We start from the raw sequence: 24,802 nt of genomic DNA, 5'->3' as shown, positions 1-24,802 counted from the left end.
TCACCCATTTCCCAGGCCAGCAGAGTACTCGAGAATAACAAGCGTAATGTTATCTTCCCCGCCCTTTTGATTGGCGGTCTGGATAAATGAGTCAGCTTTTTCCTCGAGCGGAAGGGAGGCTTCCATAATTTGTTGCATTTCTTGCTGTGCCAGTTTATTGGATAAGCCATCTGAACAAAGAAGAAGAGCATCCCCCTGTTCAAACATAACTGTATGAAAATCTGCTGTCACCTCAGAAGCTGTGCCCAACGCTCGTGTGAGTATGTTTTTGCGGGGGTGATACTCTGCCTCTTCCTTTGTTATTTCACCTGACTTTACGAGCTCGTTGACAAGAGAATGATCTTCAGTTAATTGCACGAAGCCATCTTCGTTAAATAAATAACAGCGGCTGTCACCGATATTCGCAATTGTACAAAACCTGTCGGTGCATAGCGCAACAACAAGTGTCGTCCCCATGCCGCTGCATTCAGGAGAACAATTGGCATGAGAAAAGACCTTTTCGTTACTTTCATTAATAGCTTCCCTCAGCCACCGTTCTGCCTGGTTGGCGTCGTCAATTTTTTTCACTTGCATCCATTGAGATTGAATGGCCTCGACTGCCATTTGACTGGCAACGTCACCGGCATTGTGGCCGCCCATGCCATCTGCTACGATCGCTAGGCGGCTGCCGCTTGCATGAACAAATACTCCACCGCTGTCTTCATTATGAAGACGAACACGGCCTCTATCTGTCCGAAAGACAGAATCCATACGGCTCACCTCGTTTCTTCTGACCGCTCTTTCGCCCGAAGCTGCCCGCAAGCCGCATCGATATCATGACCTTGTTCGCGGCGGATCGTTACATTGATGCCGTGCTCTTTTAATGCTTTCTCAAAAGCGAAGATCTTGTTTCTCGGCGTACGAACATAGTTGCGCTCCGGTACATAGTTAACAGGGATTAGATTAACGTGACACTTCATCCCTTTCAAAAGCTCAGCTAGCTCCTCTGCATGCTCTAAAGAGTCATTTTGACCACCAAATAATCCGTATTCGAAGCTAATGCGTCGGCCCGTTTTTTCAATATAATACTTGGCCGCCTCCATGAGATCCGGAAGCTTATAGGCTCTGTTAATCGGCATAAGCTTCGTTCTCAGTTCATTATTCGGTGCATGAAGAGAGATCGCAAAGTTGATTTGCATATTTTCATCTGCAAACTTGTAAATCTTTGGAACAATTCCGCTTGTTGAAACAGTAATATGGCGTGCCCCAATATTCAAGCTCTTATCGTGGTTCACGATTTTCAAGAAGGCCAGCATTTGATCGTAATTATCAAACGGCTCGCCAATCCCCATAATAACGATGGAGCTGACGCGCTCCTCTTTCTCGTCAAGCGCCTGCTGGACTTTCACGACCTGCGCAACAATTTCTCCCGCTTCAAGGTGACGCTTTAACCCGCCGAGCGTAGAAGCGCAGAAAGTACAGCCGATTCGGCAGCCTACCTGCGTGGTTACACAAACAGAGTTTCCATATTCATGGCGCATTAAAACGGTTTCGATCGAATAGCCGTCATGCAGTTCAAATAAAAACTTAATCGTTCCATCAGCAGATTCCTGCTGAATTAAAGTTTTCAAAGTAGTAATCTTGAAGTGAGCTTCGAGCTTGTCACGAAGTCCTTTCGATAAGTTGGTCATTTCTTCATAAGAAGTGACTCGTTTTTTATATAGCCAATCGAAAATCTGCTCCGCACGGAATGGCTTCTCACCTTGTTCTTCTAACCAATCCTTCAAATCCTGTAATTGCAATGAATAAATAGATGGCAGCTGCTTCTCTTTATTTTGTTCACTCGTTGTTGTTACTGCTTGCTCCACTATTGCACCTTCTTTCTTAATTTACTGATAAAGAACCCATCTCCGCCAAAGTCCTGCGGAAGTACCTGCAATTTATAGCCGTCAGCTAGCGCTTGAACTTGTGGCGGCAGCCCCCTAAGGCTGTCTGGTTCGAAATCAGTATGAGCCTCTAAAAACTTTGCGACAGTTTCATCATTCTCTTCACGGTCAGCTGTACAAGTGCTGTAAACCAGCACGCCGCCTTTCTTCAAAAGCGGGGCAACAGCCGATAATATATCAAGCTGCACTTCCTGCAGCGCATACAAGTCTCTTTCGTCTTTTACATATTTAATGTCCGGCTTTCTCCTCAAGACGCCGAGCCCTGAACACGGGGCATCAACAAGAATCCGGTCAAAGGTTTCTTCACCGAAGACCTCTGCTGCTTTGCGGCTGTCCCAAGCCTTGGCTTCCACATTCGTTAATCCTAAACGATCTGCAGTTTGCTTGATTAGTTTAATCTTATGCTCATGCAAGTCAAGAGCGGAAACAGAGCCCTCCCCGCGCAGCTTTTCAGCAATATGCGTTGTCTTGCCCCCCGGAGCTGCGCATGCATCTAAAATGCGTTCGCCTGGCTCTATATCGAGTGCATAAGCAACGATCATCGAGCTTTCATCTTGAATGGTGGCCAAGCCGCTCTCAAACACATGGGAACGGGCGGCATTTCCCTTCAGCATTCGGATAGCTTCCGGAATAACCTCGCTCGGCTCGGCCTCGAACCCTTCCTGCTGGAGAAGCGCCAGGACTTCCTCTCGCGTAGCCTTTGTTTCATTCACGCGAAGTGTTTGCATCGGGGCGGTTAAATTGACTAGGCACATTTCTCTTGTTTTCTCGGCGCCGAACTGAGCGATCCATCTTTTAACGAGCCATAAAGGATGACTCGTCTCAATAGAGATCCGCTCTGCCTCATCCTTGATGTCCTGAATATCCGGCAAGCCGTTCCTCTGTACGGAACGAAGCACGCCGTTTACGAGGCTGGAAATGCCTTTATGCCCTTTCGATTTAGCAATTTCTACCGCTTCATGAATGACTGCCCGTTCAGGGATCTTATCTAAATAGACTATTTGGTATAAGGAAAGCCGAAGAAGCTGGCGAACCCACGGCTCTATTTTCTTCTTGATAAACGGAGCAAGAAAATAATCAAGTGTCATTTTCCGCTGAATCGTGCCATAGGTAAGCTCTGTTAACAGGGCGGCATCCCTTCCTGAGAGCTCATGCTTCTCTATGGCAGAATGGAGCAGCAAATTGCTGTACGACTGATTTTTCTCTACCGCTTCGATTAAATCAAGAGCAATTTCACGCACTCGTTTCTTTTTTCGTGGCAATGTTATTCTCCTAACTTCAAGCCAGGGGCAATATGCGCGCCGGCTCCTCTTAAATATTGTTCAGCTGACATTCTTTTCTTTCCGGAAGGCTGCAGATCCGTGACTTTAATAGCTGTGTCATTTCCTGTGGCAACAACAAAGCCGTCTTCTTCAACTGCAATTATCGTTCCTGGAGGAGCTTCTTTTCCTGCTGGAATTTTCTCGCCCCACCAAATTTTCACGACTTGTCCCTCGAGTGTCGTGTAAGCTACCGGCCATGGATGCAACCCACGGATATGATTATAAATGTCTTCACCTTGTTTTGACCAGTCAATCTTCTCTTGCTCCCTCCTTATGTTAGAAGCAAAGGAAGCTTTTGATTCATCCTGTTTAACCGGGGACACCTCACCTGCTATCAGCTTTGGCAGAGTTTCAGAAAGCAAACGGGCACCTGTTTGACTTAGCTTATCATGCAGGCTTCCGACATGATCCGTCTCTTCTATTGTTACCTCCGCCTGGCTGATGATATCCCCTGCATCGAGCTTTTCTGCCATATACATAATTGTAATGCCTGTTTTCTTCTTCCCTTGAAGAATCGCATAATGAATAGGTGCTCCCCCGCGCAGCTCGGGCAGCAAGGAAGCGTGAACATTTACACAGCCGTATGCTGGTGCTTCAAGAAGCTCATTAGGGAGGATCTGTCCGTATGCCGCTGTCACGATAACATCTGGGTTCATATCAATGATCTGTTGCAATTCCTCCGAGCCTCTCAGCTTTTCCGGCTGTAAAACTGGGAGGCCATGCTCCAAAGCAGCTGCCTTTACCGGAGGGGGGGTCATAACCCGCTTTCTGCCAACAGGACGGTCCGGCTGTGTGACAACCGCCTGAATATGGTATCCATCCCCAATCAGCGCATTTAGTACTGGTACTGAAAAGTCGGGCGTTCCCATAAAGACTATGTTCGTCATGACAGCTCCTCCGTTTCAAGCTCTTCTTCATTTACATACTTCTCGACCTTCGAAGTGAACAACACGCCATTCAAGTGGTCAATCTCATGCTGAATCGCGCGCGCTAAATACCCTTTTGCCTGCAAAGTGAAAAAGCGCCCTTTCACGTCCTGTGCTTTTACTTTCACATAAGAAGGGCGCGTGACATGGCCATATATGCCAGGAAAGCTTAAACATCCTTCCACATCTGTTTCGCTCCCTTTTGCTTCTTCAATGACGGGATTGACTAGAACGATTAGGCCATGTTCATCTTCAATATCTACGATGGCAAGCTGCAGGTCTTTCCCTATCTGTGGAGCCGCAAGACCAACTCCATCTGCCTCCACCATCGTCTCATACATATTATTTACAAGTTTTTTTAACTTTTTATCGAATTGTGTGACCGGTTCGCATTTTTTTTCGAGAATGGGATCCGGATATTTCACGATTGGTAACTGTGCCAACAAAAATCCTCCTTGTTGTCTAAATAAGCTGAAGCCTGTTCCTTTACATCATCATAAAAGGATTGACATCTATTGAAACCTGTAAGTGCTTATCTTTCTGCTGTCTTGTGTAATGCTCCATAACCGTCTTTAACATATCTGTTAGCTGCGGTTCTCGTTTGTATTTTATCAAACATTGGTAACGATATCTATCATTGATCCGAGGAATAGGTGAAGCAGCGGGCCCAAGGATGATCGCTTCATCAGATAGACGGGACTGAAGGTATTGGGTAATGTTTTCCGTTACCTTTGTCGCCTTTAATACATTTTCATGACTGACCGTTACGAGTGCCAGGTAGTAAAAAGGCGGATAGCTGCCAAATTTTCTAATCCTCATCTCCTGTTGGTAGAATTGGTCATAATCCTGTTTAGCTGCCAGCTGGATGCTGTAGTGCTCCGGCGTATATGTCTGTATAATGACTTCTCCCTGCAGGTGGTGACGGCCCGCACGACCGCTTACTTGAGTAAGAAGCTGAAAAGTTTTCTCGGCAGAACGGAAATCAGGCAAATGAAGCATCGTATCCGCACTAAGTACACCAACCAGTGTAATATTCGGAAAATCAAGTCCTTTCGCGATCATTTGAGTCCCAAGGAGAATGTCTGCTTTTCCTTCTTTGAACTGATCCAGCAGCCTTTCATGGGCTCCTTTCCGGCTTGTCGTATCTACATCCATCCGTATTACTCTTGCATGCGGCAACAATTTAGCCAGTTCCTCCTCTACCTTCTGTGTTCCTGTACCGAAGTATCTGATATGCTCACCTCCGCATTCAGGACAAACAGATGGAACCGGCTCTTCAAATCCGCAGTAATGACACTTCATACGGTGAGAGTGCCGGTGGTAGGTAAGCGATATGTCACAATGCGGACAGCCGGCAACATAGCCGCAGTCTCGGCACATAATAAAGGACGAGTGGCCTCTTCGGTTTAGGAAAAGGACGGTTTGCTCTCCTTTTTCAAGACGGTCAGTCAGCTTTTCAAACAGCGCCCGTGAAAACATCGAGCGGTTGCCGTCGCGCAGCTCCTCGCGCATATCAACAATTCCAACCTCAGGCAGACTTTGGTTATTCATCCGCTTAGGAAGCGTCAGAAGCTGGTACACGCCTTTCTTAGCGCGGGCAAAGCTTTCTAAAGAAGGCGTTGCACTGCCCAGAATGACGGGGCAATTATAGAAGCTGGCCCTTCTAATAGCTGTCTCTCTTGCATGGTAGCGCGGATTCTCTTCCTGTTTATAGCTCGTTTCATGCTCCTCATCAATAATGATCAGTCCGAGATTTTCAAACGGGGCAAATACAGCCGATCTCGCACCGACAACAACCTTGACTTCCTTGCGCTGAATTTTTCGCCATTCATCGTATTTCTCTCCAATAGACAGCCCGCTGTGCAGTACGGCTACGTCGTCTCCGAACCGCGCTTTAAAACGGGAAACCATTTGCGGCGTTAAAGAAATCTCCGGAACCAAAACAATGGCTTCTTTTCCTTCTTCCATGACTCTTTGGATGGATTGCAAATACACTTCTGTCTTCCCGCTTCCTGTTACACCGTAAAGCAGAAAGGTCTGGTGCCGCTTCTCTTCGATCGCACCTAAAATAGGCGCAATAGCTTCCTGCTGTTCCGCTGTTAGAGGGAGGGGGTCTGTGCGCTCAAAGCGGCGATCCTCATACGGATCCCGATACATTTCCTGCTCACGCTCAACGAGAATATCTTTGTCGATTAAGCTTTTTAATGTGGCATTCTTTGCCCCCGTTTGCTCCATAAGCTCTTTTGCGGAAATAAAGGACTCATCTGCATGAATCCAGTAGTTCAGTACATCCTTTTGCTTCTGGGCATTAGCCGGCAAAGCTTCCGACTGGACCTTGAGCTCTTCCGTTGACAGCCTTGTGCCAATCATACGGATGCTTTTTTTCTTGCCTTTGCTCTTCACTTTATAAATCAGTTCAATACGTCCATCCTTCACTTCCTGCCGCAGCCGATTGAGTTTTCCTGCTTTTTCAGCTTCCTTCCAGGTTACTTCTTCACGACGGCCAAAGAGATCGGCCAGTCCGGCACTTACCGCTTCGTCACGCACATGGAATACCTTTTCGTACTTTGCTTTCATAGCAGCAGGGAGCATCGCCTGATAAGCGGACACTTTGAAGCAAAGGGTCGTCTCCGTCAGCCAGTCAGCAAGGTTCAATAGTTCCTCATTTAACACTGGCAGCAAATCCATCGGTTCAATAATGGCTTTTAAATTCTTTACAGTTGATTCGCTTTTTAAGGCAGTTACAAAGCCTTGGAGCTTTCGCCGTCCAAACGGCACAATCACCCGCATCCCTGGCTGCACAATCCCTTCCCATTTTTCCGGAACCTTATAATCGAACTCCCGATCTGTCTGCATAGCTGCTACGTCTACGATGACGCTCGCTATTTGCATTCATTTTCCCCTTCTTTCAAGTCAGCTGCTGCCTCCAGCAGAATATGCCTTGCCGCTTCTTTCTTTGACATCAATTCAAAGTCTTTATGCGTACCATCCTTCTTAAAAATGGAAATAATGTTTGTGTCACTGCCAAACCCTGCTCCAGCCAGCTTCACGTTATTAGCGACTATCATATCTGCCTGCTTTGTACGGAGCTTCTTCACCGCATATTCTTCTACATTTGTTGTTTCGGCAGCAAAGCCGATAAGCATCTGGTGTGTTTTTTCCTGTCCAAGTGTTTTTAAAATGTCCCGAGTCCGTTCCATTTCGATGACGAGGTCGCCTTCTTGCTTCTTCATTTTCTCCGTGTGCGTCACTTTCGGGCGATAGTCTGCTACTGCTGCTGTTTTGATGACAATATCACATTCTGCAAACCTCTCCATTACAGCTTGATACATCTCTTCAGCACTCTGCACATACGTTACCTGCACTCCTTGCGGCGGATCAATCGAGACAGGACCTGAGACTAAATACACGTCTGCCCCCAATTGATGAGCGGTCTCAGCTAATGCATAACCCATCTTTCCTGTAGAATGGTTTGTCAAAAAACGAACAGGATCAATTGCTTCCCTCGTTGGACCTGCTGTAATGAGAACCGTTTTGTTAGCAAGCGGCTGTTCTTTGTTTTGACCGAAAAACTGCTCCACAAGTTCCACAATGGTCTCCGGCTCTTCCAAACGTCCTTTTCCAACATATCCACATGCGAGAAACCCTTCACCAGGCTCGATAAACTGATAGCCGTAACCAGCCAGAACCGCCATATTCCTCTTCACCGCCGGATGATCGTACATATGTACATTCATCGCCGGCGCGATCCATACAGGCGCAGTAGAGGCAAGTAATGTGGTAGAAACCATGTCATCTGCAATACCGTTCGCAAGCTTGCCGATCATATTGGCAGTAGCGGGTGCAATAAGGATTAAATCTGCCCAATCTGCCAAGTCAATATGGGCGATCACCTCGGGATGCTTTTCATCAAAGGTGTCCGTATATACATCATTTCGTGATAATGCCTGAAAGGTAAGCGGGGTAACAAATTGGCAGGCAGAAGCTGTCATGATTACCTTCACTTCCGCCCCCGCCTGTATCAGCTTGCTTGTCAGTGCAGCCGCTTTATATACAGCGATTCCTCCGGCTACACACAATAGTACTTTTTTATTCTCTAGCATGATGAGCCTCCTAATTTTTAGTCATGACAAACATTCAATCGGTAAAGGCCGGTCAATCGAAATGACTTCTCGTTTTAAGTAAAAAAATAACAACCTTTAAAAGGTTGTTATCCAGGTTGTACATCCGGTCTTTGTTTGATAGTTTCAGGCTGATACTGCAAAATGATTTAACTAAAAGGAAACAGGTATTACTTAACAGCCTGAAAAGAACAACCTGCGAAGATTGCTGCGTTACTTGCTCTTAGACTTCATCCTCGTATATTTCGCCGGCATCTTTCTCTTTCATTGTAAGCTGACCGTCATGAATTTCTTCAAGTGCCCGGCCAACATACTTATGAGAAACATAAGAACCAAGCAGGTGAGTGGTTTCATCCTCCTGCAGGCTGCGCGCACGCTTAGCAGCCACGCTGACCAATGAATATTTGGAATCAATCTTAGTTAACAAGCTATCAATCGAAGGATACAACATATTAATCACTCTCCAACATTTTTTGGTAGCGGTGCTGAATACGCTCCCGGCGGCAATGTTCAGCTACCACAATAGATAAAATACGGTCACATGCTTTCTCTACCTCGTCGTTTTCCACGACGTAATCATACAAGCTCATCATTTCAATTTCCTTACGAGCCTTCTCCATCCGCCCTTGAATCACTTCATCGCTTTCTGTTCCGCGATTCACGATACGGTTATACAGCTCGGATAAACTCGGCGGAGCAAGGAAGATAAACAGCCCTTCCGGAAACTTCTCCCGTACCTGCTTCGCTCCCTGGACCTCAATTTCGAGGAAAATGTCCTTGCCAGCATCAAGCGTCTCCCGCACATAATCTACCGGGGTTCCGTAATAGTTACCAACAAATTCAGCATACTCCAGCAGCTTTCCGTCATCAATCAGCTGTTCAAATTCTTCTCTCGTCTTAAAAAAATAATCCACTCCATCTACTTCACCCTCACGCGGTGCGCGCGTTGTCATGGAAATTGAATATTCAAACGCCACATCTGGCTTGGAAAAAAGCTCTTTTCTTACAGTCCCTTTTCCCACTCCAGAAGGACCTGATAACACAATCAGCAATCCTTTTTCTTTCATTTTCTTCCTACCCTTCTTCGGTTACTTCCTCTGTGGAGACAATACGCTGGGCAACGGTCTCCGGCTGTACAGCGGATAAAATAACATGATCGCTGTCCATAATCAGGACCGCTCTCGTTCTTCGTCCGTACGTTGCATCGATGAGTGTTTGAGCTTCCCTTGCTTCCTGAATAAGCCTCTTAATGGGGGCTGATTCGGGACTTACAATAGAAATAATCCGGTTCGCCGACACCATATTGCCAAACCCAATATTTATCAATGGAATGGACATATCCTTCCCCCAATGTAAAAGCTGTCTTCACCCTGCCAGCTTTTTTCTTTTTTATTCAATATTTTGCACTTGCTCTTTCATCTTTTCAAGGCTGGTCTTCAATTCCACCACACTTGAACTGATTTTCGAATCATTGGCTTTCGAACCGATGGTATTTGCCTCGCGATTCATTTCTTGAATGAGAAAGTCCAACTTGCGACCAATTGGCTCATCCAGTTCAAGAGTACGCCGAAATTGCTGAATATGACTTTCCAGCCGAACGCATTCTTCATGTATATCCGACTTCTCCGCGAATATAGCTGCTTCTGCTTCTAGTCTATCTTTATCAACGGCAGATGAAGCCAGCTCCTGCATCCGGCGCTCCAAGCGCTCCCTGTAGGCTTCTACCACGGCAGGCGCCAGCGCTTTCACATTTGAAAGTCCTTTCTCCATCTCGCTTAACAAAAGGGACAGGTCTTTCTTAAGCTCTTCTCCTTCCGCTTGTCTCATCGCGTACAGTTGTTCAGCTGCAAGTCCTACTGCTTCGAGAATCAGCTCATTGATCGTCTCATTTTCTTCTTCTTTCTCTGCCACTTCGATAAAGTCAGGACGGCTTAATACCTCCGTCCACTCTACTGTTTCCGGCATGCTATATTTAGCAGCTGCTTCTTTGACAAGATGGACGAATTCATCGATCAGCTGCCAATCCGGCTGGAGCGTTCGTTGAACGAGACCTTTTCCTTCAATGGTGATGAATACTTCTACCCGTCCTCTTTTTATGTATGATGCCAATTTCTTTCTTATTTTATCTTCAATTTTCATTAATTGTCTCGGCATTCTTATTTGGAATTCACTGAAGCGGTGATTCACCGACTTCATTTCTACCATCACCGACAAATCGGCTGACTTTAATTTGCTGTTTCCGTATCCAGTCATACTCACTGCCATCAGCCATCCACACACCTTGTTAACATAATAAAAGGCAATAGAGAACATTCCCTATTACCTTTTGGATTATAACACATTTTATTTTCTTTTTCTTGCAAAAAGCGACCCGGCCAGCAAAAATGTCGGCAAAGCCCCCATCCCCATTACAAGCAGCCACTCCCTTGCTTCAAGAGGGACTGTGTGGAAAATAACCTGCAGCTGAGGAATGTAAATGACCGCAAGCATCAGCAGAAACGAAGAGATCACAGCGGCAATTAAATACATATTGCCAAAAGGATTGCGCGCAAGTACCGACTTCTCGCTGCGGCAATCAAACACATGAATCAGCTGTGCTGTGACAAGTGTGGCAAAAGCGACAGTCTGTGCATACACCAGATTATCTGATTCTCCATTGTATACAATCATGAAGGCACCAAGGGTCGCTGCACCTATTAAGAAACCTCGGGAAATAATCTTCCAGCCGAGCCCTCTAGCAAATACACCTTCTTTCGGATGCCGGGGCGGCCGCTTCATAACATCGTCTTCTGCTTTATCTAATCCAAGGGCTAATGCCGGCAGTCCGTCCGTCACCAGGTTTACCCAAAGGATTTGAATAGGAACGAGCGGCAACGGCATGGCTAAGATCATCGCAAATAGCATGACCAGAATTTCCCCGACATTCGATGCTAAAAGGTAGCGGATAAACTTTCGAATGTTCTCATAGATGTTTCTTCCCTCTTCCACTGCTGCCTTAATAGTAGCAAAGTGGTCGTTGGCGAGAATTAAAGAGGATGCTTCCTTCGCTACATCTGTTCCGGTTATGCCCATTGCAATGCCGATATCCGCCGCTTTAATCGCCGGAGCATCATTCACTCCGTCTCCAGTCATCGCGACAATATGGCCATTGTTCTGCAGGGCTCGTACAATCTTCAGCTTATCCTCAGGAGAAACACGAGCATATACGGAGGTTTTTTCTGCCGCTTTCTCAAGCTCTTCCTCAGATAACTCGCTCAATGCTTGCCCGTCGAGGATCTGAGAGGATTTGTTAGCGAGGCCAAGATCCTTCGCAATCGCAGCAGCCGTTTCTTTATGGTCTCCTGTAATCATTATCGTCTTTACGCCTGCTTGCCGGCACTCTGCTATAGCTTTCTTTACCTCAGGGCGCGGAGGATCGATCATTCCCTGCATCCCAATGAATGTCATCCCCTCTTCCACATCCGCCGATTCATTGGCCCGGCTCTCCTCTTGGAGCGGCTTATAAGCAATAGCAATCACTCGAAGAGCTCTTCCTGCCAGCGCTTGAAGCATTTCTTCCGTTTGTTTTTGATAGGGAGCAGAGAATACCTCCCGCTTCTTGTCCCAAAGAACAAAATCGCACTTTTTCAGCAGAACGTCAGGCGCCCCCTTTGTTACAGCGAAGCGGCTGCCCTTGTCATCGCGAACGATCACCGTCATCCGCTTTCGTTTAGAATCAAAGGGAAATTCTTTTTCAATTGTAAAGGTATGGGAAAGCTGCTCACGGCTTAATCCAGCTTTTAGTGCAGCTGTCAAGAGCGCACCTTCTGTCGGGTCGCCTTGGATAATGAACTCATTTTCCTTCGTTTTCAGCTCGGCATGATTGCAGAGCAGCCCAAAGGTAAGCAGCTGATAGAGGCTTTTTTCTGATGAAGGAGAAATTTCCGTTGTCCCTTCGAAGAATTTACCCTTAGGCTCGTATCCTTTTCCACTAATCTGCCAATGCCTGCCGCCGCTCCAAGCATCGGTTACTGTCATTTGGTTTTGTGTCATCGTTCCTGTCTTGTCTGAACATATGACCGTTGTGCATCCAAGCGTTTCAACAGCGGCTAATTGCCGAACGATCGCTTTTTGCTTGATCATGCGCTGAACACCGAGAGACAGAGCAACCGTCACGATGGCAGGCAGCCCTTCTGGTATGGCCGCTACAGCCAAGGATACGCCTGTTAAAAGCATTGTATAGAGCTCATGCCCTTGTGCAAGTCCAATCACGACAACGAGCAAGGTTAAGAATAAGGCAGCCGCAATGAGTATTTTTCCAAGCTGCTCCAGCCTTCGCTGTAAAGGGGTCTCTGTTTGTCCAGCTTGCTGAAGCATAGAAGCAATATTCCCCATAGCGGTTTTCATACCGATAGCTGTTACGATGCCAACCCCGCTGCCTCTCGTTACGAGCGTGCCCATAAAGGCCATGTTTTTCATATCCCCTAACCCCGGGGCATCTTCTCTTAAGGGCAAGGCATGCTTTTCAACCGGAACCGATTCTCCCGTCATAGCAGATTCTTCAATTTCTAAGTCTATCGTCTCGGCCAGCCGGACATCGGCGCCAATCCGATCACCCGCCGTAAACTTTAGCACATCTCCCGGAACAATATGAGCCGACTGAACCTTCTTCCACTCGCCGTCTCTTAACACAAGCGATTGAGGAGCTGACAGCTGCTTCAGCGCCTGCAAAGACTTTTCAGCTTTTCTTTCCTGCAGGAATCCGAGCAGCCCATTAATGATGATAATAGCAAAAATGGCGGCTGCATCAATGTATTCTCCCATTAGGGCAGAGACGATAGTAGCCCCTATAAGCACCAGGACCATAAAGTCTTTGAACTGATGAAAGAATACGATCCAGGCAGACGGAAGCTTGTCTTGCATTAATTCATTACTGCCGTGCTTTTCCCTTCGCTTTTCCGCCTCCTCCGTTGTCAAGCCGCGCTGAGTGCTGGTTTGAAGCTGCGATTCTACTTCTTCTCGTTTCAGCTCGTGAAACTTCATTTCTTCACTCCCTTTAATGGACAAACTCATCCCTCTCATAGCAAGATTATTCAGCACGGGAAGAAAACATGTTATGATTTAATTAAGTTTTTCAATTTTATATGAAGCGACAAACTAATGTGAGAGAAAAGGAAGACAGCTTATGTCATTTGATGGTTTATTTACAAGAGCAATCACAAAAGAATTATCAGAAACTCTGCTTGGCGGACGTGTAAACAAGATTCACCAGCCTTACAAAAACGAGATCGTCATAAATATTCGGGCTAAAGGCAAAAACCGCAAGCTTTTGCTTTCCGCACACCCTTCTTACGCCCGTGTACAGATGACAGAGGAGTCATATGAGAATCCAAAGGAACCTCCGCTTTTTTGCATGATGCTGCGAAAACATTTAGAAGGGGCGATTCTTGAATCTGTGGAACAGGCTGGATTAGACCGTTTGGTGATCCTGCGCTTCAAAGGAAAGAATGAAATCGGAGATACAGCCTATAAGCAGCTTTTCGTTGAAATAATGGGTCGCCACAGCAATATTGTACTTGTGGATGAAAATAAGAAGACGATTATTGACAGCGTAAAGCACGTTTCAGCGGCAGTGAATAGCTACCGTACCGTACTCCCCGGTCATGAATATGTTTTTCCTCCTGCCCAGGATAAATTAAATCCGCTGGAAGCCGGTTCTGAAGATGTGCTGCGACAGGTAGATTTTAACAGCGGACGGATTGATCGACAGCTGGTCGCCCGTTTTGCCGGCCTTTCACCGCTCATGGCGAAGGAAATTGTATTTCAAAGCGGGATGGCGAACCGCGAGACACTGCCGAAGGCCTTCATAAATGAAATGGAAGCAAGCCGGAAACATGAATATACACCTGTGCTGATCGAGCAGGAGGACAAAACACACTTCTACTTTAAAGACTTAAATCATTTAACAGGGAACCGGAAGCTTTTTGATTCACTAAGCGAATTGCTAGACCGCTTTTACGTAGGGAAGGCGGACCGGGATAGAGTGCGGCAGCAAGCCAATGATATCGAACGTTTCATCAAGAACGAAAAAGAGAAGAATGAAGCGAAGCTGGTTAAGCTTAGACGCACGTTGGAGGAAGCTGAAAATGCTGATCACCTTCAACTCTATGGCGAACTGCTGACTGCCCATCTGTATGCAGTTGAAAAGGGAATGAAGGAAATTGAGGTCACTAATTACTACGATGAGAACGGAGGCACCCTTACCATTCCGCTCGATCCGCAAAAGACCCCTTCAGAAAATGCCCAGCAATGGTTCTCCAAATATCAAAAGGCGAAGAATGCCGTCGTGGCAGTAAATGAGCAAATTGAGAGTACAAAGGAAGAAATCCTCTACTTGGATCATCTGTTGCAGCAAATCGAATCTGCCTCACCGAAGGATATCGAAGAAATTCGGGAAGAGCTGATCGAAGAAGGATATATGAAGGCTAGAATCACGAAGAAAAAGAAGCCTGCTCACCACAAGCCTGAATTGGAAACATATGAAACAAGCGACGGGACACTCGTATATGTTGGAAAAAACAATAAGCAAAATGATTATTTAACGAATAAGCTTGCTCGCCGAGATGACGTTTGGCTGCATACAAAGGATATTCCAGGCTCTCATGTCGTTATTCGGAGTGATGCCCCTTCTGAGCAAGCCATTCTCGAAGCCGCTAATCTGGCTGCCTATTTCAGTAAAGCAAAATCTTCGAGCTCCGTACCTGTTGACTTTACAAAAGTGCGGCACGTGAAAAAACCAAGCGGTGCTAAGCCCGGATTCGTCATTTACGATAACCAGCAAACCGTCTATGTGACACCGAATGAAGATCTTGTACTTTCGATGAAACAATAAGAAATAGCCACCGCTAATTGAGCGGTGGCTATTTCTTATTTATTCCCAATTGGAAGGATTTTCTTTCCATTTACGCAGCGTTTCTAAATCCCGTTCCTGCACATATTCCTTCTCAACAGCTACTTCAATTAAGGAAGAATAATTGCTTAGACTATGGGCCGTTATATCGCTATCCGCTAGCTTTTCCTTTCCGGACTCCAGCTCGTATGTAAAGATCGCAGCGATTCCAAGCACTTCACATCCTGCTTCACGAAGAGCTTCAACTGCTTTAATCGCACTTCCTCCAGTAGAAATTAAGTCCTCCACAACAACTACCTTCGTTCCTGCTTCAGCTTTTCCTTCAATTTGATTTCCCTTTCCATGCTCTTTCGCCTTAGAGCGCACGTAACACATAGGAAGGTTCATAAGGTCACTAACCCAAGCGGCGTGCGGAATGCCTGCTGTCGCTGTACCAGCAATCAGCTCTGCCTCCGGGTAATGCTCTTCAATTAAAGAAACAAGGCCTTTAGCAATTGCTTTCCTCGTGTCTGGATAGGACAATGTCAGCCGATTATCGCAATAAATAGGTGATTTAATCCCTGACGACCATGTAAATGGCTCATTCGGCTGCAAGAATACCGCTTTAATCTCCAACAATTTCTGGGCTATTTCTTTATTTAACATCCTTATTCCCCTTCCCACTGCTGCTTTACTTTTCGATACGCTTCGATCGGGTTCTCTGACTTTGTAATCGAACGGCCAACAACAATCATAGAGGAGCCAAGTGTCCGGGCAAGTGCCGGATCTGCTACACGCTGCTGGTCGTTTGCGTCATCCTCCTTCATGCGTATCCCTGGTGTTACTTTCAAAAATTCCGTTCCGCATGCCTCACTAATCGCTGCTGCTTCATGAACCGAACAAACAACACCGTCAGCTCCTGCTGCCTTCGTTAGCTTGGCATAGTGAAGCACCGATTCCTCAAGAGAGACCGGTATAAGCTGTTCTTTATTCATCTGTCCTTCAGAAGTCGAAGTAAGCTGAGTAACTGCAAGAAGAATAGGGCGTGTACCTGTGGCTCCCTGCTCTAGTCCCTCTCTTGCTGCTTCAATCATTTTTTGGCCGCCTGCTGCATGGACATTGATCATGTCTACACCTAAGCCAGCTAGCCCCTTCATTGCCTGCCCGACCGTGTTAGGAATATCATGCAACTTTAAGTCTAAAAAAATACGGTGATTCATTTGTTTAATCTGTTCGACGATGAAAGGGCCATTTTGCAGGTAAAGCTCCATTCCCACTTTTACATATAACGATTCATTTTCAAATGGTTTCAGGAATCGCTCGGTCTTCTCCCATGTCGGGAAATCAAGAGCAATGATAGGCTCTCTTGACATCTTTTTTCCAGCTCCTTCCTGATAAATCGCTGATATGATCAATTTTGTTGTCGATCAAGTACTGCTCTACCCCTTCGATTAGTTCCGGGCAAATGAAAGGATTTGCAAAGTTCGCTGTTCCGACTGCCACGGCGCTGGCACCTGCCAGGTAGAATTCAATAATATCCTCTACCGTAGAAATACCGCCCATACCAATGATCGGCAGGTCTGTCTGCTGGCTGACCTCGTAGATCATGCGGATAGCGACCGGCTTGATCGCTGGGCCAGATAATCCTCCCGTACGATTGGCTAAAATTGGATTACCTGTCTTCACATCAATTCTCATGCCTACCAGGGTGTTGATCATAGTTAAGCCATCAGCCCCGCCGTCTTCCACCGCCTTTGCCATTTCTACAATATTGGAAACGTTTGGAGAAAGCTTAACATACACGGGTACTTCAGAAACCTCTTTTACCATTTTCGTTAAGTGCCTGGCTGTTTCGGGTACGGTTCCGAAAGCAATGCCGCCCGTTTTGACGTTCGGACAAGAGATATTCAGCTCTAGAGCATGAACATTTTCCACCTGAGAAATGGTGCGAGCGACTTCTACATAATCTTCCACCTGTGAGCCGGCTACATTGGCGATAATGGGCAGGTCAAACTGAGACAGCCACGGCAGTTCTTGCTCTACGACTTTCTCCAGTCCCGGATTTTGTAAACCAATGGCATTTAGCATGCCGCCTGGTGTTTCAGCTACACGCGGTGTAGGGTTGCCGAAGCGGGCTTCTTCTGTTGTCGCTTTAATCATAATGGATCCTAACACGTTTAAATCATAAAGCTGGCTGAATTCTCTTCCGAAACCGAAGCATCCTGATGCGGGCATTATTGGATTCTTTAGCGTCAGTCCTGGTAGTTGAGTCTCTAATCTGCTCATAATGCCACCTCTCCTATCGGGAATACAGGACCGTCACTGCATACTTTGCGGTAGTCCGTTCCTGTCGGGTCACTCTTCGTATGGCATACACAAGCGAAGCATGCTCCGATACCACACCCCATTCTTTCTTCAAGGGAAATAAATCCTTTTTTCGTTAGCTGCGCTTCTTCCAATGCTCTTAGCATAGGGAGCGGGCCGCATGAATACAGGATATCCGCTTCTAAACCGTACTGCTGAATGGCGTCTGTAACAAAGCCTTTTACACCGAGAGAACCGTCTACTGTTGCTACATACGTATCGCCGAGCGCTGAGAATGCCTCTACATAGAAAGACGTGTCTGCTGACTGGAAACCGAGCACATGAATGGTCCTTACCCCACGCTCGTTCAGCTGCTTAGAGAGCTCGTAAAGCGGCGGGACACCGATTCCCCCGCCAACTAATAAAGCGGTGTCCCCTGGCTGTGCTGCTTCTACCGGAAACCCATTTCCAAGCGGGCCGAGCACGTCAATGGTTTCTCCTGCTTTTTTCTGAGCTAGGAGCTTTGTTCCTTCGCCTTCTGCACGATAGATCATCGTGAATTGAGAGTTTTCCTTATCGATACTGGCAACACTGATTGGACGGCGCAGCAGCGGCATCATTTGCTCATTTACTTTAAGATGAACGAACCGTCCAGGTTCGTTCATCTGTTGAACTAACTCTCCTTTGAGAGTTAGTTCATATATATTCACAGCAATTTTTTCTTGAGAAAGGACAGTCATCCATTCCTTATTAATCATGAAAATACCGCCTCAACTTCATCTTTAGTATTTACAGCAGGCATCGATTCAGCTGAGAAGATCATAGACTCCAACACGCGCAGAAGAGCTATAGCCGTGTCCAGTGATGTCAGGGCCGGAATGCCATTTTCTACTGTTTCCCGGCGAATACGGAAGCCGTCGCGGGCTGGCTGTTTGCCTTTTGTTAAGGTATTAATCACAAATTGTGCCTCTCCTGAACGGATCGTATCCAAAATGTCTGGACCTTTTGCACCGATCTTTGCTACTGTTTCTGCCGGCACACCGGATTCTATTAAATACTGAGCTGTTCCGTGTGTAGCCATTAGCTTATAGCCAATATTATGGAAGCGTTTCGCGATAGCCAGTGCTTCTTCTTTGTCTTTATCGGCTACTGTCATCAATACAGCTCCCTTAGTTGGAATCTTCATTCCCGCTGCTACGAGACCTTTGTAAAGAGCTTTTTCTAACGTGCTGTCTTTGCCCATTACTTCTCCCGTTGATTTCATCTCTGGTCCGAGTGTTGTATCCACACGGCGAAGCTTAGCAAAAGAGAAGACCGGTACTTTTACGAAGACGCCAGACTCTTCTTTTACAAGACCAGTTTCGTAGCCTTGTTCTTTCAGAGCTTGGCCGAGAATCGCCTTCGTTGCAATATTCGCCATCGGTACATTCGTAATTTTGCTCAGGAATGGCACCGTACGGCTTGAGCGCGGATTCACTTCAATGACGAAAACTTCACCTTTAGAAATGACATATTGAATATTCAGAAGGCCCACTACCTTCAGCCCTTTTGCTAGTCGAATCGTGTAGTCGATAATCGTTTCCTTTTGCTCTGGCGTTAACTGCTGAGGTGGATACACAGCAATAGAGTCACCGGAGTGCACACCAGCACGTTCAATGTGCTCCATGATACCTGGAATGACTACGTCCGTGCCGTCCGAAATAGCGTCGACCTCAATTTCTTTGCCTGTTAAGTAACGGTCAATTAGCACTGGATGCTCCGGATTTACCTTTACGGCATTTTCCATGTAGTGAAGGAGCTCTTCTTCTTTATAAACGATCTCCATTGCGCGGCCGCCAAGCACGTAAGATGGACGAACCAGTACAGGATAGCCAATTTCGTTAGCGATATTCACGGCAGCCTCTACAGAGAAGGCTGTCTTTCCAAGCGGCTGCGGGATTTCAAGCTCTCCAAGCGCCTGCTCGAATTTGTCCCGGTTTTCTGCACGGTCAATATCCTCTAGAGATGTACCGAGGATCTTCACTCCATGCTCAGACAGCTTATCAGCTAGATTGATGGCTGTTTGTCCGCCGAACTGAACAACCACTCCTTCTGGCTTTTCTAAATCAATAATGTGCATGACATCTTCAATGGTTAGCGGTTCAAAATACAGTTTATCGGAAATACTGAAATCTGTAGAAACAGTCTCCGGGTTATTATTAATGATAATTGCCTCGTAGCCAGCTTCTTTGATTGCCCATACGGAGTGAACCGTCGCGTAGTCGAATTCAACCCCCTGGCCAATACGGATAGGGCCGGAACCAAGCACGACGACCTTCTTGCGATCAGTCACGATAGACTCATTTTCCTCTTCGTATGTTCCATAATAGTAAGGTGTAGCCGATTCGAATTCTGCCGCGCAGGTATCGACCATTTTATAGACAGGAACGATAGCATTTGCTTTGCGCCAGTCATACACTTCTTTCTCTGATGCTCCCCATAGCTCTGCAATTGTACGGTCTGCAAATCCCATTTCCTTTGCCGTTTGGGCTGTTTCTTGGTCAAACGGATGAGCTGCTACTTCCTTTTCAAATTCTACGATGTTAGACAGCTTCTTCAGGAAGAAGAGGTCAATTTGGCACCACCCGTGGATGGTTTCGATTGAAATTCCGCGGCGCAGAGCTTCTCCAAGATAGAAGAGGCGCTCGTCTCCTGCTTTTCTAATACGCTTTTCAATGAAAGCATCATCCATTTCCTTTAATTCATCCATGCCTAGGTGATACACACCGCTTTCGAGAGAACGCACTGCCTTAAGAAGTGACTCTTCAAAGGTGCGTCCAATCGCCATAACTTCCCCGGTCGCTTTCATTTGTGTGCCGAGTGTACGGTTTGCTGATTCGAACTTATCAAACGGCCATCTTGGAATTTTAGATACGATGTAATCAAGTGCTGGCTCAAAGCAAGCATATGTCTTGCCAGTTACCGGATTCATCATCTCATCTAATGTCAAGCCAACAGCAATTTTGGCTGCCAGCTTGGCGATTGGGTAACCTGTCGCCTTAGAAGCAAGTGCAGATGAACGGCTGACACGAGGGTTTACCTCAATCACATAGTATTGGAAGCTGTAAGGATCCAATGCCAGCTGTACGTTACAGCCGCCTTCAATGCCGAGCGCGCGGATGATTTTTAACGATGTATTACGCAGCATCTGATACTCACGGTCACTTAACGTTTGGCTTGGTGCAACTACGATAGAATCACCTGTGTGGACACCAACCGGGTCAATGTTTTCCATGTTACATACAACGATTGCATTATCGTTAGAATCACGCATGACCTCATACTCAATTTCCTTAAAGCCCGCAATACTCTTCTCAAGAAGACACTGTGTCACCGGGCTGTTCTTCAGTCCGCTTTTCACCGTTTCAATCATCTCTGCTTCGTTGGAACAAATACCGCCGCCTGTTCCCCCGAGTGTATACGCCGGGCGCACAATGATTGGGTATCCCACTTTTTCAACGAACGTATATGCTTCTTCTAAAGTATGAATGATATCACTTTCAGGAACCGGTTCATTCAGCTCGTTCATTAAATCACGGAACAATTCGCGGTCTTCTGCTCGTTCAATTGCTGAAAGCTCTGTACCAAGCACTTTAACGCCGTACTCTTCCAATACACCAGCCTTAGAAAGCTCCATAGCCATATTTAAACCTGTCTGCCCACCGAGCGTTGGCAGGACCGCATCTGGACGCTCCTTCTGAATGATTCGGCTGACGAACTCCAGTGTGATTGGTTCAATGTAAACGGCATCTGCAATTTGTGTATCGGTCATGATAGTTGCCGGATTGGAGTTTACCAGTATAACACGGTAGCCTTCCTCTTTAAGAGCTAAGCAGGCTTGTGTTCCTGCATAGTCAAATTCTGCTGCCTGACCGATGACAATCGGCCCTGATCCGATGACGAGTATACTTTGAATATCTGTGCGTTTAGGCATGTTGAATCTCCTTTCCAGCGTTTACTTTCATCATGTTGATAAAGCGGTCAAATAAGTGGTTATCATCCTCTGGTCCTGGTGAAGCTTCTGGATGATATTGTACGGAGAAGGCCGGGTAGACTTTATGAGCCACTCCTTCGATTGTGCCATCGTTTAACGCGACATGTGTAACTTCCAACTCTGTATTTTTCAGCGTTTCTTCATTAACCGCATAGCTGTGGTTTTGAGAAGTGAGCGCTGTTTTGCCTGTGGCTAAATCCTTTACCGGATGGTTGGAGCCGCGGTGTCCGAATTTCAGTTTGAATGTATCTGCCCCTGAAGCAAGAGCAAACAGCTGATGTCCAAGACAGATTCCGAAGATTGGCACCTGACCAATCAACTCTCTTACTGTTTCAATAGCATGCGGCACATCTTTCGGGTTGCCGGGTCCGTTGGAGAGCATGATGCCATCTGGTTTAAACTGTAGAATTTCTTCGGCTGTTGTATCATGCGGGACTACGACAACATCACAATCACGATTGTTTAATTCCCGTAAAATGCCATGCTTCATTCCAAAGTCCATCAGTACAACGCGATAACCGCGGCCCGGGTTCGGGTAGGCTGACTTTGTTGAAACCTGGTCTACCTGATCCTTTGGCAGGACGGTGGCACGCAGACGGTGGATCACTTCCTCTGCATTTTCATTGATAGAGACGATCGCCCCTTTTAATGTTCCGTGCTGACGGATGACTCTTGTCAGCTTTCTTGTATCAATACCGCTAATGGCGGGAATGTTCTTCATTTTCAAATATTCGTTAAGAGACATCTCACTGCGGAAGTTTGAAGGATATTCAGCTGCTTCTTTAACGATCAGCCCTTTAACCGCTGGTTGAATCGTTTCAAAATCGTCTCGGTTAATTCCATAGTTTCCTACTAGCGGATACGTAAAGGTTACGATCTGTCCGCAATAGGAAGGGTCAGATAGTACTTCCTGATACCCTGTCATTCCTGTTGTGAACACGACCTCTCCTACTGTATCTCCTTCGCTTCCGAAACCTTTTCCGACTAAGATAGTCCCATCTTCAAGTATCAACTGTTTCTTCATGCTTGCACCTTTCCTTCCTGCCATACGAGTTTTCCTTGTGAGAATGTAGCTTCCGGCCATCCGCTGCACATCCAGCCAGCAAATGGTGTATTCTTTCCTTTTGAACGGAATTCATCAGGGTTGATTTCCTTTTCTCTCTCCAGATCCATGATAACGATATCCGCCGCCGCTCCTTCTTCAAGCTTGCCATAAGGCAGATCGAAAGCTTCAGCTGGCTTAATTGTCATCCAGTCTACAAGCTGCTTCAGTGAAATGATCTCTTTCTTTACCAAATGTGTGTACAAAAGTGGAAACGCTGTTTCTAAACCGACAATCCCAAATGGTGCTGTCTTCATTCCAACTGCTTTCTCTTCCGCTGTGTGCGGAGCATGGTCGGTAGCAATAAAGTCGATTGTGCCATCAAGCAGTCCTTCCACTAGCGCTTTTTGATCGTTTCTGCTGCGCAGCGGCGGGTTCATCTTAAAGTTCGTATCTTCGCCTGGAATGTCTTCATCACAAAGCAGCAAATGGTGAGGCGTCACTTCCGCTGTCACACGGATACCCGCTCTTTTTGCATCACGCACCGACCGAACAGATTGTTCTGTACTGATATGACATACGTGGTAATGGCAGTCCGCTGCTTCAGCAATGAGCACATCCCTCGCGATATGAACGGCTTCACAAATAGATGGGATCCCCGGGATGTTGTGCTTTTCTGCAAATTCACCGTCATGAACAGCCCCGCCGTAAATAAGTGAGTTATCCTCACAATGTGCCACTACCGCTGCACCGATTTCCGATGCCTGCTTCATAGCTTCATACATCATGCCTGCTTGCTGGATCCCTACTCCATCATCAGTGAAGGCGAAAGCGCCTGTTTCTTTTAAGCTTGCAAAGTCTGTTAATTCCTTTCCTGCTTCTCTGATCGTAATGGAAGCGTAGGGAAGCACACGTACATGAGCTGTTTCTTCAATTCTTTTATTTAAGTCTGATAAATGTTCAACTGTATCGGGTACAGGGCGCGTGTTTGGCATAGCTGCGATGGTTGTAAAACCGCCTGCTGCCGCTGCCATCGTACCTGTTTCAATCGTCTCTTTATGTTCGCCGCCAGGCTCGCGTAAGTGAACATGCAAATCAATAAGCCCTGGCAGTACGAGTTTCCCTTCTGCATCCACAATCGTTTCGCCATTTGCTTCCAAGTGCTCGCCCATTTCAGCGATTGTTGTTCCTTGTATGCGTATATCCTGTTTTTTTAGTTCACCGTTCTCAGCAAGAATATTGCCATTTTTGATTAGCCAATTCATTTGTCAATCTCCCTTCAAGCACTTGTTTTAAAACAGCCATTCTGACGAATACACCGTTCTCCATTTGTTTAAAGATGCGCGACCGCTCACATTCTACAAGCGAGCTGGCAATCTCTACTCCGCGGTTCACCGGTGCCGGATGCATGATAATGCTTCCTGTTTTCATTCGCTTCTCTCTCTCTTCAGTCAGTCCGTACATTTGATGATATTGCTCTTTCGTCATTTCTGCTTCGCTGTCATGCCGTTCATGCTGGATGCGTAAAAGCATAAGCACATCTACTTCCTCGACAAGCTTATCCATTGGTACGAATTCACCAGCTGATAAATATTCCTCTTCAAACCACTCTGGCGGTCCTGAGAATCGAACCTCTGCACCAAGTTTGCGAAGCGCTTCTGCATCTGACCGCGCTACCCGGCTGTGTCTGATATCTCCTACGATTCCAACCTTCAATCCGTCAAACCGCCCAAATTCCTGCTGGATGGTAAACAAATCGAGTAAACACTGAGTAGGGTGCTGGCCGCAGCCGTCTCCCGCATTAATTACTGGGATATTAATTTTATTGATAAGCTGCTCGTAATACCGGTCAGCCTCATGGCGTATAACGACAGCGTCTAATCCAATTGATTCCAATGTCCGAACTGTATCGTGCAGCGTTTCACCTTTTAAAACGCTGGAGCTTCCCGCTTCAAATGGGATAACCTCTAATCCCAGCTTTCTTTCAGCGACTTCAAAGCTTGTTTTCGTCCGTGTGCTTGCTTCAAAAAACAAGTTAGCAACAAACATTTGCTTGCCGGCGTGCCATTGCTCTCCTTGAGCAAATTTTTTCGCCTGCATTAATATTAACAGAATTTCATCTTTATGCATATCCTTAATTGAAACTAAATTTCTTAACATTGCTTTTCCGCCTCCATTTCCATAAAAAAACCACCCTTTTTATAAGGGTGGCCTTTAGTTGGCGTGTATAGTTCCCGTATGAAACCCTTCCACGCTGTACT

General features: G+C 46.4%; 21 protein-coding genes. 1 reads left to right on the top strand and 20 read right to left on the bottom strand.

Annotated elements, in window-relative coordinates:
* From QY97_RS00935 to QY97_RS00880, 12 genes are all read right to left on the bottom strand, one after another.
* The gene (locus tag QY97_RS00935; RefSeq protein WP_039232064.1) at positions 1–750 is read right to left on the bottom strand and encodes a Stp1/IreP family PP2C-type Ser/Thr phosphatase; all 750 of its coding nucleotides are present in this window, start codon (positions 748–750) and stop codon (positions 1–3) included.
* Between the two features lie 5 nt (positions 751–755).
* Positions 756–1,847, bottom strand: a complete 1,092-nt coding sequence (gene rlmN / locus QY97_RS00930; RefSeq protein WP_039232061.1) for a 23S rRNA (adenine(2503)-C(2))-methyltransferase RlmN — start codon at positions 1,845–1,847, stop codon at positions 756–758.
* Positions 1,847–3,187: a 16S rRNA (cytosine(967)-C(5))-methyltransferase RsmB gene (gene rsmB, locus QY97_RS00925; RefSeq protein ID WP_039232058.1), complete on the bottom strand. Its 1,341-nt coding sequence runs from the start codon at positions 3,185–3,187 to the stop codon at positions 1,847–1,849. The genes rlmN and rsmB overlap by 1 nt, the downstream gene beginning before the upstream one ends.
* 2 nt (positions 3,188–3,189) lie before the next feature.
* Positions 3,190–4,134: a methionyl-tRNA formyltransferase gene (gene fmt / locus QY97_RS00920; protein ID WP_039232056.1), complete on the bottom strand. Its 945-nt coding sequence runs from the start codon at positions 4,132–4,134 to the stop codon at positions 3,190–3,192.
* Positions 4,131–4,616, bottom strand: coding sequence for a peptide deformylase (gene def, locus QY97_RS00915; RefSeq protein WP_039232053.1), 486 nt, complete (start codon positions 4,614–4,616; stop codon positions 4,131–4,133). Before def ends, fmt begins: the two co-directional genes overlap by 4 nt.
* Positions 4,617–4,659: 43 nt before the next feature.
* Positions 4,660–7,065: a primosomal protein N' gene (gene priA, locus QY97_RS00910; protein ID WP_039232046.1), complete on the bottom strand. Its 2,406-nt coding sequence runs from the start codon at positions 7,063–7,065 to the stop codon at positions 4,660–4,662.
* Positions 7,056–8,276, bottom strand: a complete 1,221-nt coding sequence (gene coaBC / locus QY97_RS00905) for a bifunctional phosphopantothenoylcysteine decarboxylase/phosphopantothenate--cysteine ligase CoaBC (protein ID WP_039232044.1) — start codon at positions 8,274–8,276, stop codon at positions 7,056–7,058. The genes priA and coaBC overlap by 10 nt, the downstream gene beginning before the upstream one ends.
* Before the next feature lie 241 nt (positions 8,277–8,517).
* Complete coding sequence (rpoZ, locus tag QY97_RS00900) at positions 8,518–8,745, bottom strand: DNA-directed RNA polymerase subunit omega (RefSeq protein WP_039232042.1); 228 nt, start codon at positions 8,743–8,745, stop codon at positions 8,518–8,520.
* Position 8,746: 1 nt separating this feature from the next.
* Positions 8,747–9,361, bottom strand: a complete 615-nt coding sequence (gmk, locus tag QY97_RS00895) for a guanylate kinase (RefSeq protein ID WP_039232040.1) — start codon at positions 9,359–9,361, stop codon at positions 8,747–8,749.
* Between the two features lie 7 nt (positions 9,362–9,368).
* Positions 9,369–9,632, bottom strand: coding sequence for an extracellular matrix/biofilm regulator RemA (gene remA / locus QY97_RS00890; RefSeq protein ID WP_039232038.1), 264 nt, complete (start codon positions 9,630–9,632; stop codon positions 9,369–9,371).
* A gap of 51 nt (positions 9,633–9,683) precedes the next feature.
* Positions 9,684–10,559: a YicC/YloC family endoribonuclease gene (locus tag QY97_RS00885; protein ID WP_039232237.1), complete on the bottom strand. Its 876-nt coding sequence runs from the start codon at positions 10,557–10,559 to the stop codon at positions 9,684–9,686.
* Between the two features lie 78 nt (positions 10,560–10,637).
* Positions 10,638–13,316, bottom strand: coding sequence for a cation-translocating P-type ATPase (locus QY97_RS00880; RefSeq protein ID WP_039232234.1), 2,679 nt, complete (start codon positions 13,314–13,316; stop codon positions 10,638–10,640).
* Positions 13,317–13,458: 142 nt separating this feature from the next.
* On the opposite strand from QY97_RS00880, the gene QY97_RS00875 reads away from it, so the two are divergent.
* Entirely contained in the window at positions 13,459–15,165 is a 1,707-nt protein-coding gene (locus QY97_RS00875; RefSeq protein WP_039232036.1) for an Rqc2 family fibronectin-binding protein, read from the top strand.
* Positions 15,166–15,204: 39 nt separating this feature from the next.
* Here QY97_RS00875 and pyrE read toward each other — a convergent pair whose 3' ends face one another.
* Genes pyrE through QY97_RS00835 form a run of 8 tightly spaced genes read right to left on the bottom strand, consistent with a single transcriptional unit; the run spans position 15,205 to position 24,701 of the window.
* The gene (gene pyrE / locus QY97_RS00870) at positions 15,205–15,828 is read right to left on the bottom strand and encodes an orotate phosphoribosyltransferase (protein ID WP_039232034.1); all 624 of its coding nucleotides are present in this window, start codon (positions 15,826–15,828) and stop codon (positions 15,205–15,207) included.
* A 2-nt stretch (positions 15,829–15,830) separates the two neighbouring features.
* The gene (pyrF, locus tag QY97_RS00865; RefSeq protein WP_039232031.1) at positions 15,831–16,535 is read right to left on the bottom strand and encodes an orotidine-5'-phosphate decarboxylase; all 705 of its coding nucleotides are present in this window, start codon (positions 16,533–16,535) and stop codon (positions 15,831–15,833) included.
* Positions 16,507–17,448 (bottom strand): dihydroorotate dehydrogenase, encoded by a 942-nt coding sequence (locus tag QY97_RS00860; RefSeq protein WP_039232028.1) that lies wholly within the window; start codon positions 17,446–17,448, stop codon positions 16,507–16,509. Before QY97_RS00860 ends, pyrF begins: the two co-directional genes overlap by 29 nt.
* The gene (locus QY97_RS00855) at positions 17,445–18,224 is read right to left on the bottom strand and encodes a dihydroorotate dehydrogenase electron transfer subunit (RefSeq protein ID WP_039232025.1); all 780 of its coding nucleotides are present in this window, start codon (positions 18,222–18,224) and stop codon (positions 17,445–17,447) included. Before QY97_RS00855 ends, QY97_RS00860 begins: the two co-directional genes overlap by 4 nt.
* Entirely contained in the window at positions 18,221–21,439 is a 3,219-nt protein-coding gene (carB, locus tag QY97_RS00850; protein WP_039232022.1) for a carbamoyl-phosphate synthase large subunit, read from the bottom strand. The genes QY97_RS00855 and carB overlap by 4 nt, the downstream gene beginning before the upstream one ends.
* Positions 21,432–22,523, bottom strand: a complete 1,092-nt coding sequence (locus QY97_RS00845; RefSeq protein ID WP_039232230.1) for a carbamoyl phosphate synthase small subunit — start codon at positions 22,521–22,523, stop codon at positions 21,432–21,434. Before QY97_RS00845 ends, carB begins: the two co-directional genes overlap by 8 nt.
* A complete protein-coding gene (locus tag QY97_RS00840) occupies positions 22,520–23,806 on the bottom strand; it encodes a dihydroorotase (protein WP_039232019.1) in 1,287 nt (428 codons plus the stop codon). Before QY97_RS00840 ends, QY97_RS00845 begins: the two co-directional genes overlap by 4 nt.
* Positions 23,769–24,701: an aspartate carbamoyltransferase catalytic subunit gene (locus QY97_RS00835; RefSeq protein ID WP_039232016.1), complete on the bottom strand. Its 933-nt coding sequence runs from the start codon at positions 24,699–24,701 to the stop codon at positions 23,769–23,771. Before QY97_RS00835 ends, QY97_RS00840 begins: the two co-directional genes overlap by 38 nt.
* Positions 24,702–24,802: the final 101 nt, after the last annotated feature.

Origin of the sequence: Bacillus thermotolerans (assembly GCF_000812025.2) — a bacterium.
GTDB lineage: Bacteria > Bacillota > Bacilli > Bacillales > Domibacillaceae > Quasibacillus > Quasibacillus thermotolerans.
Note: the sequence above shows the minus strand (reverse complement) of the source record. Positions and strands in the feature narration are given on the sequence as shown.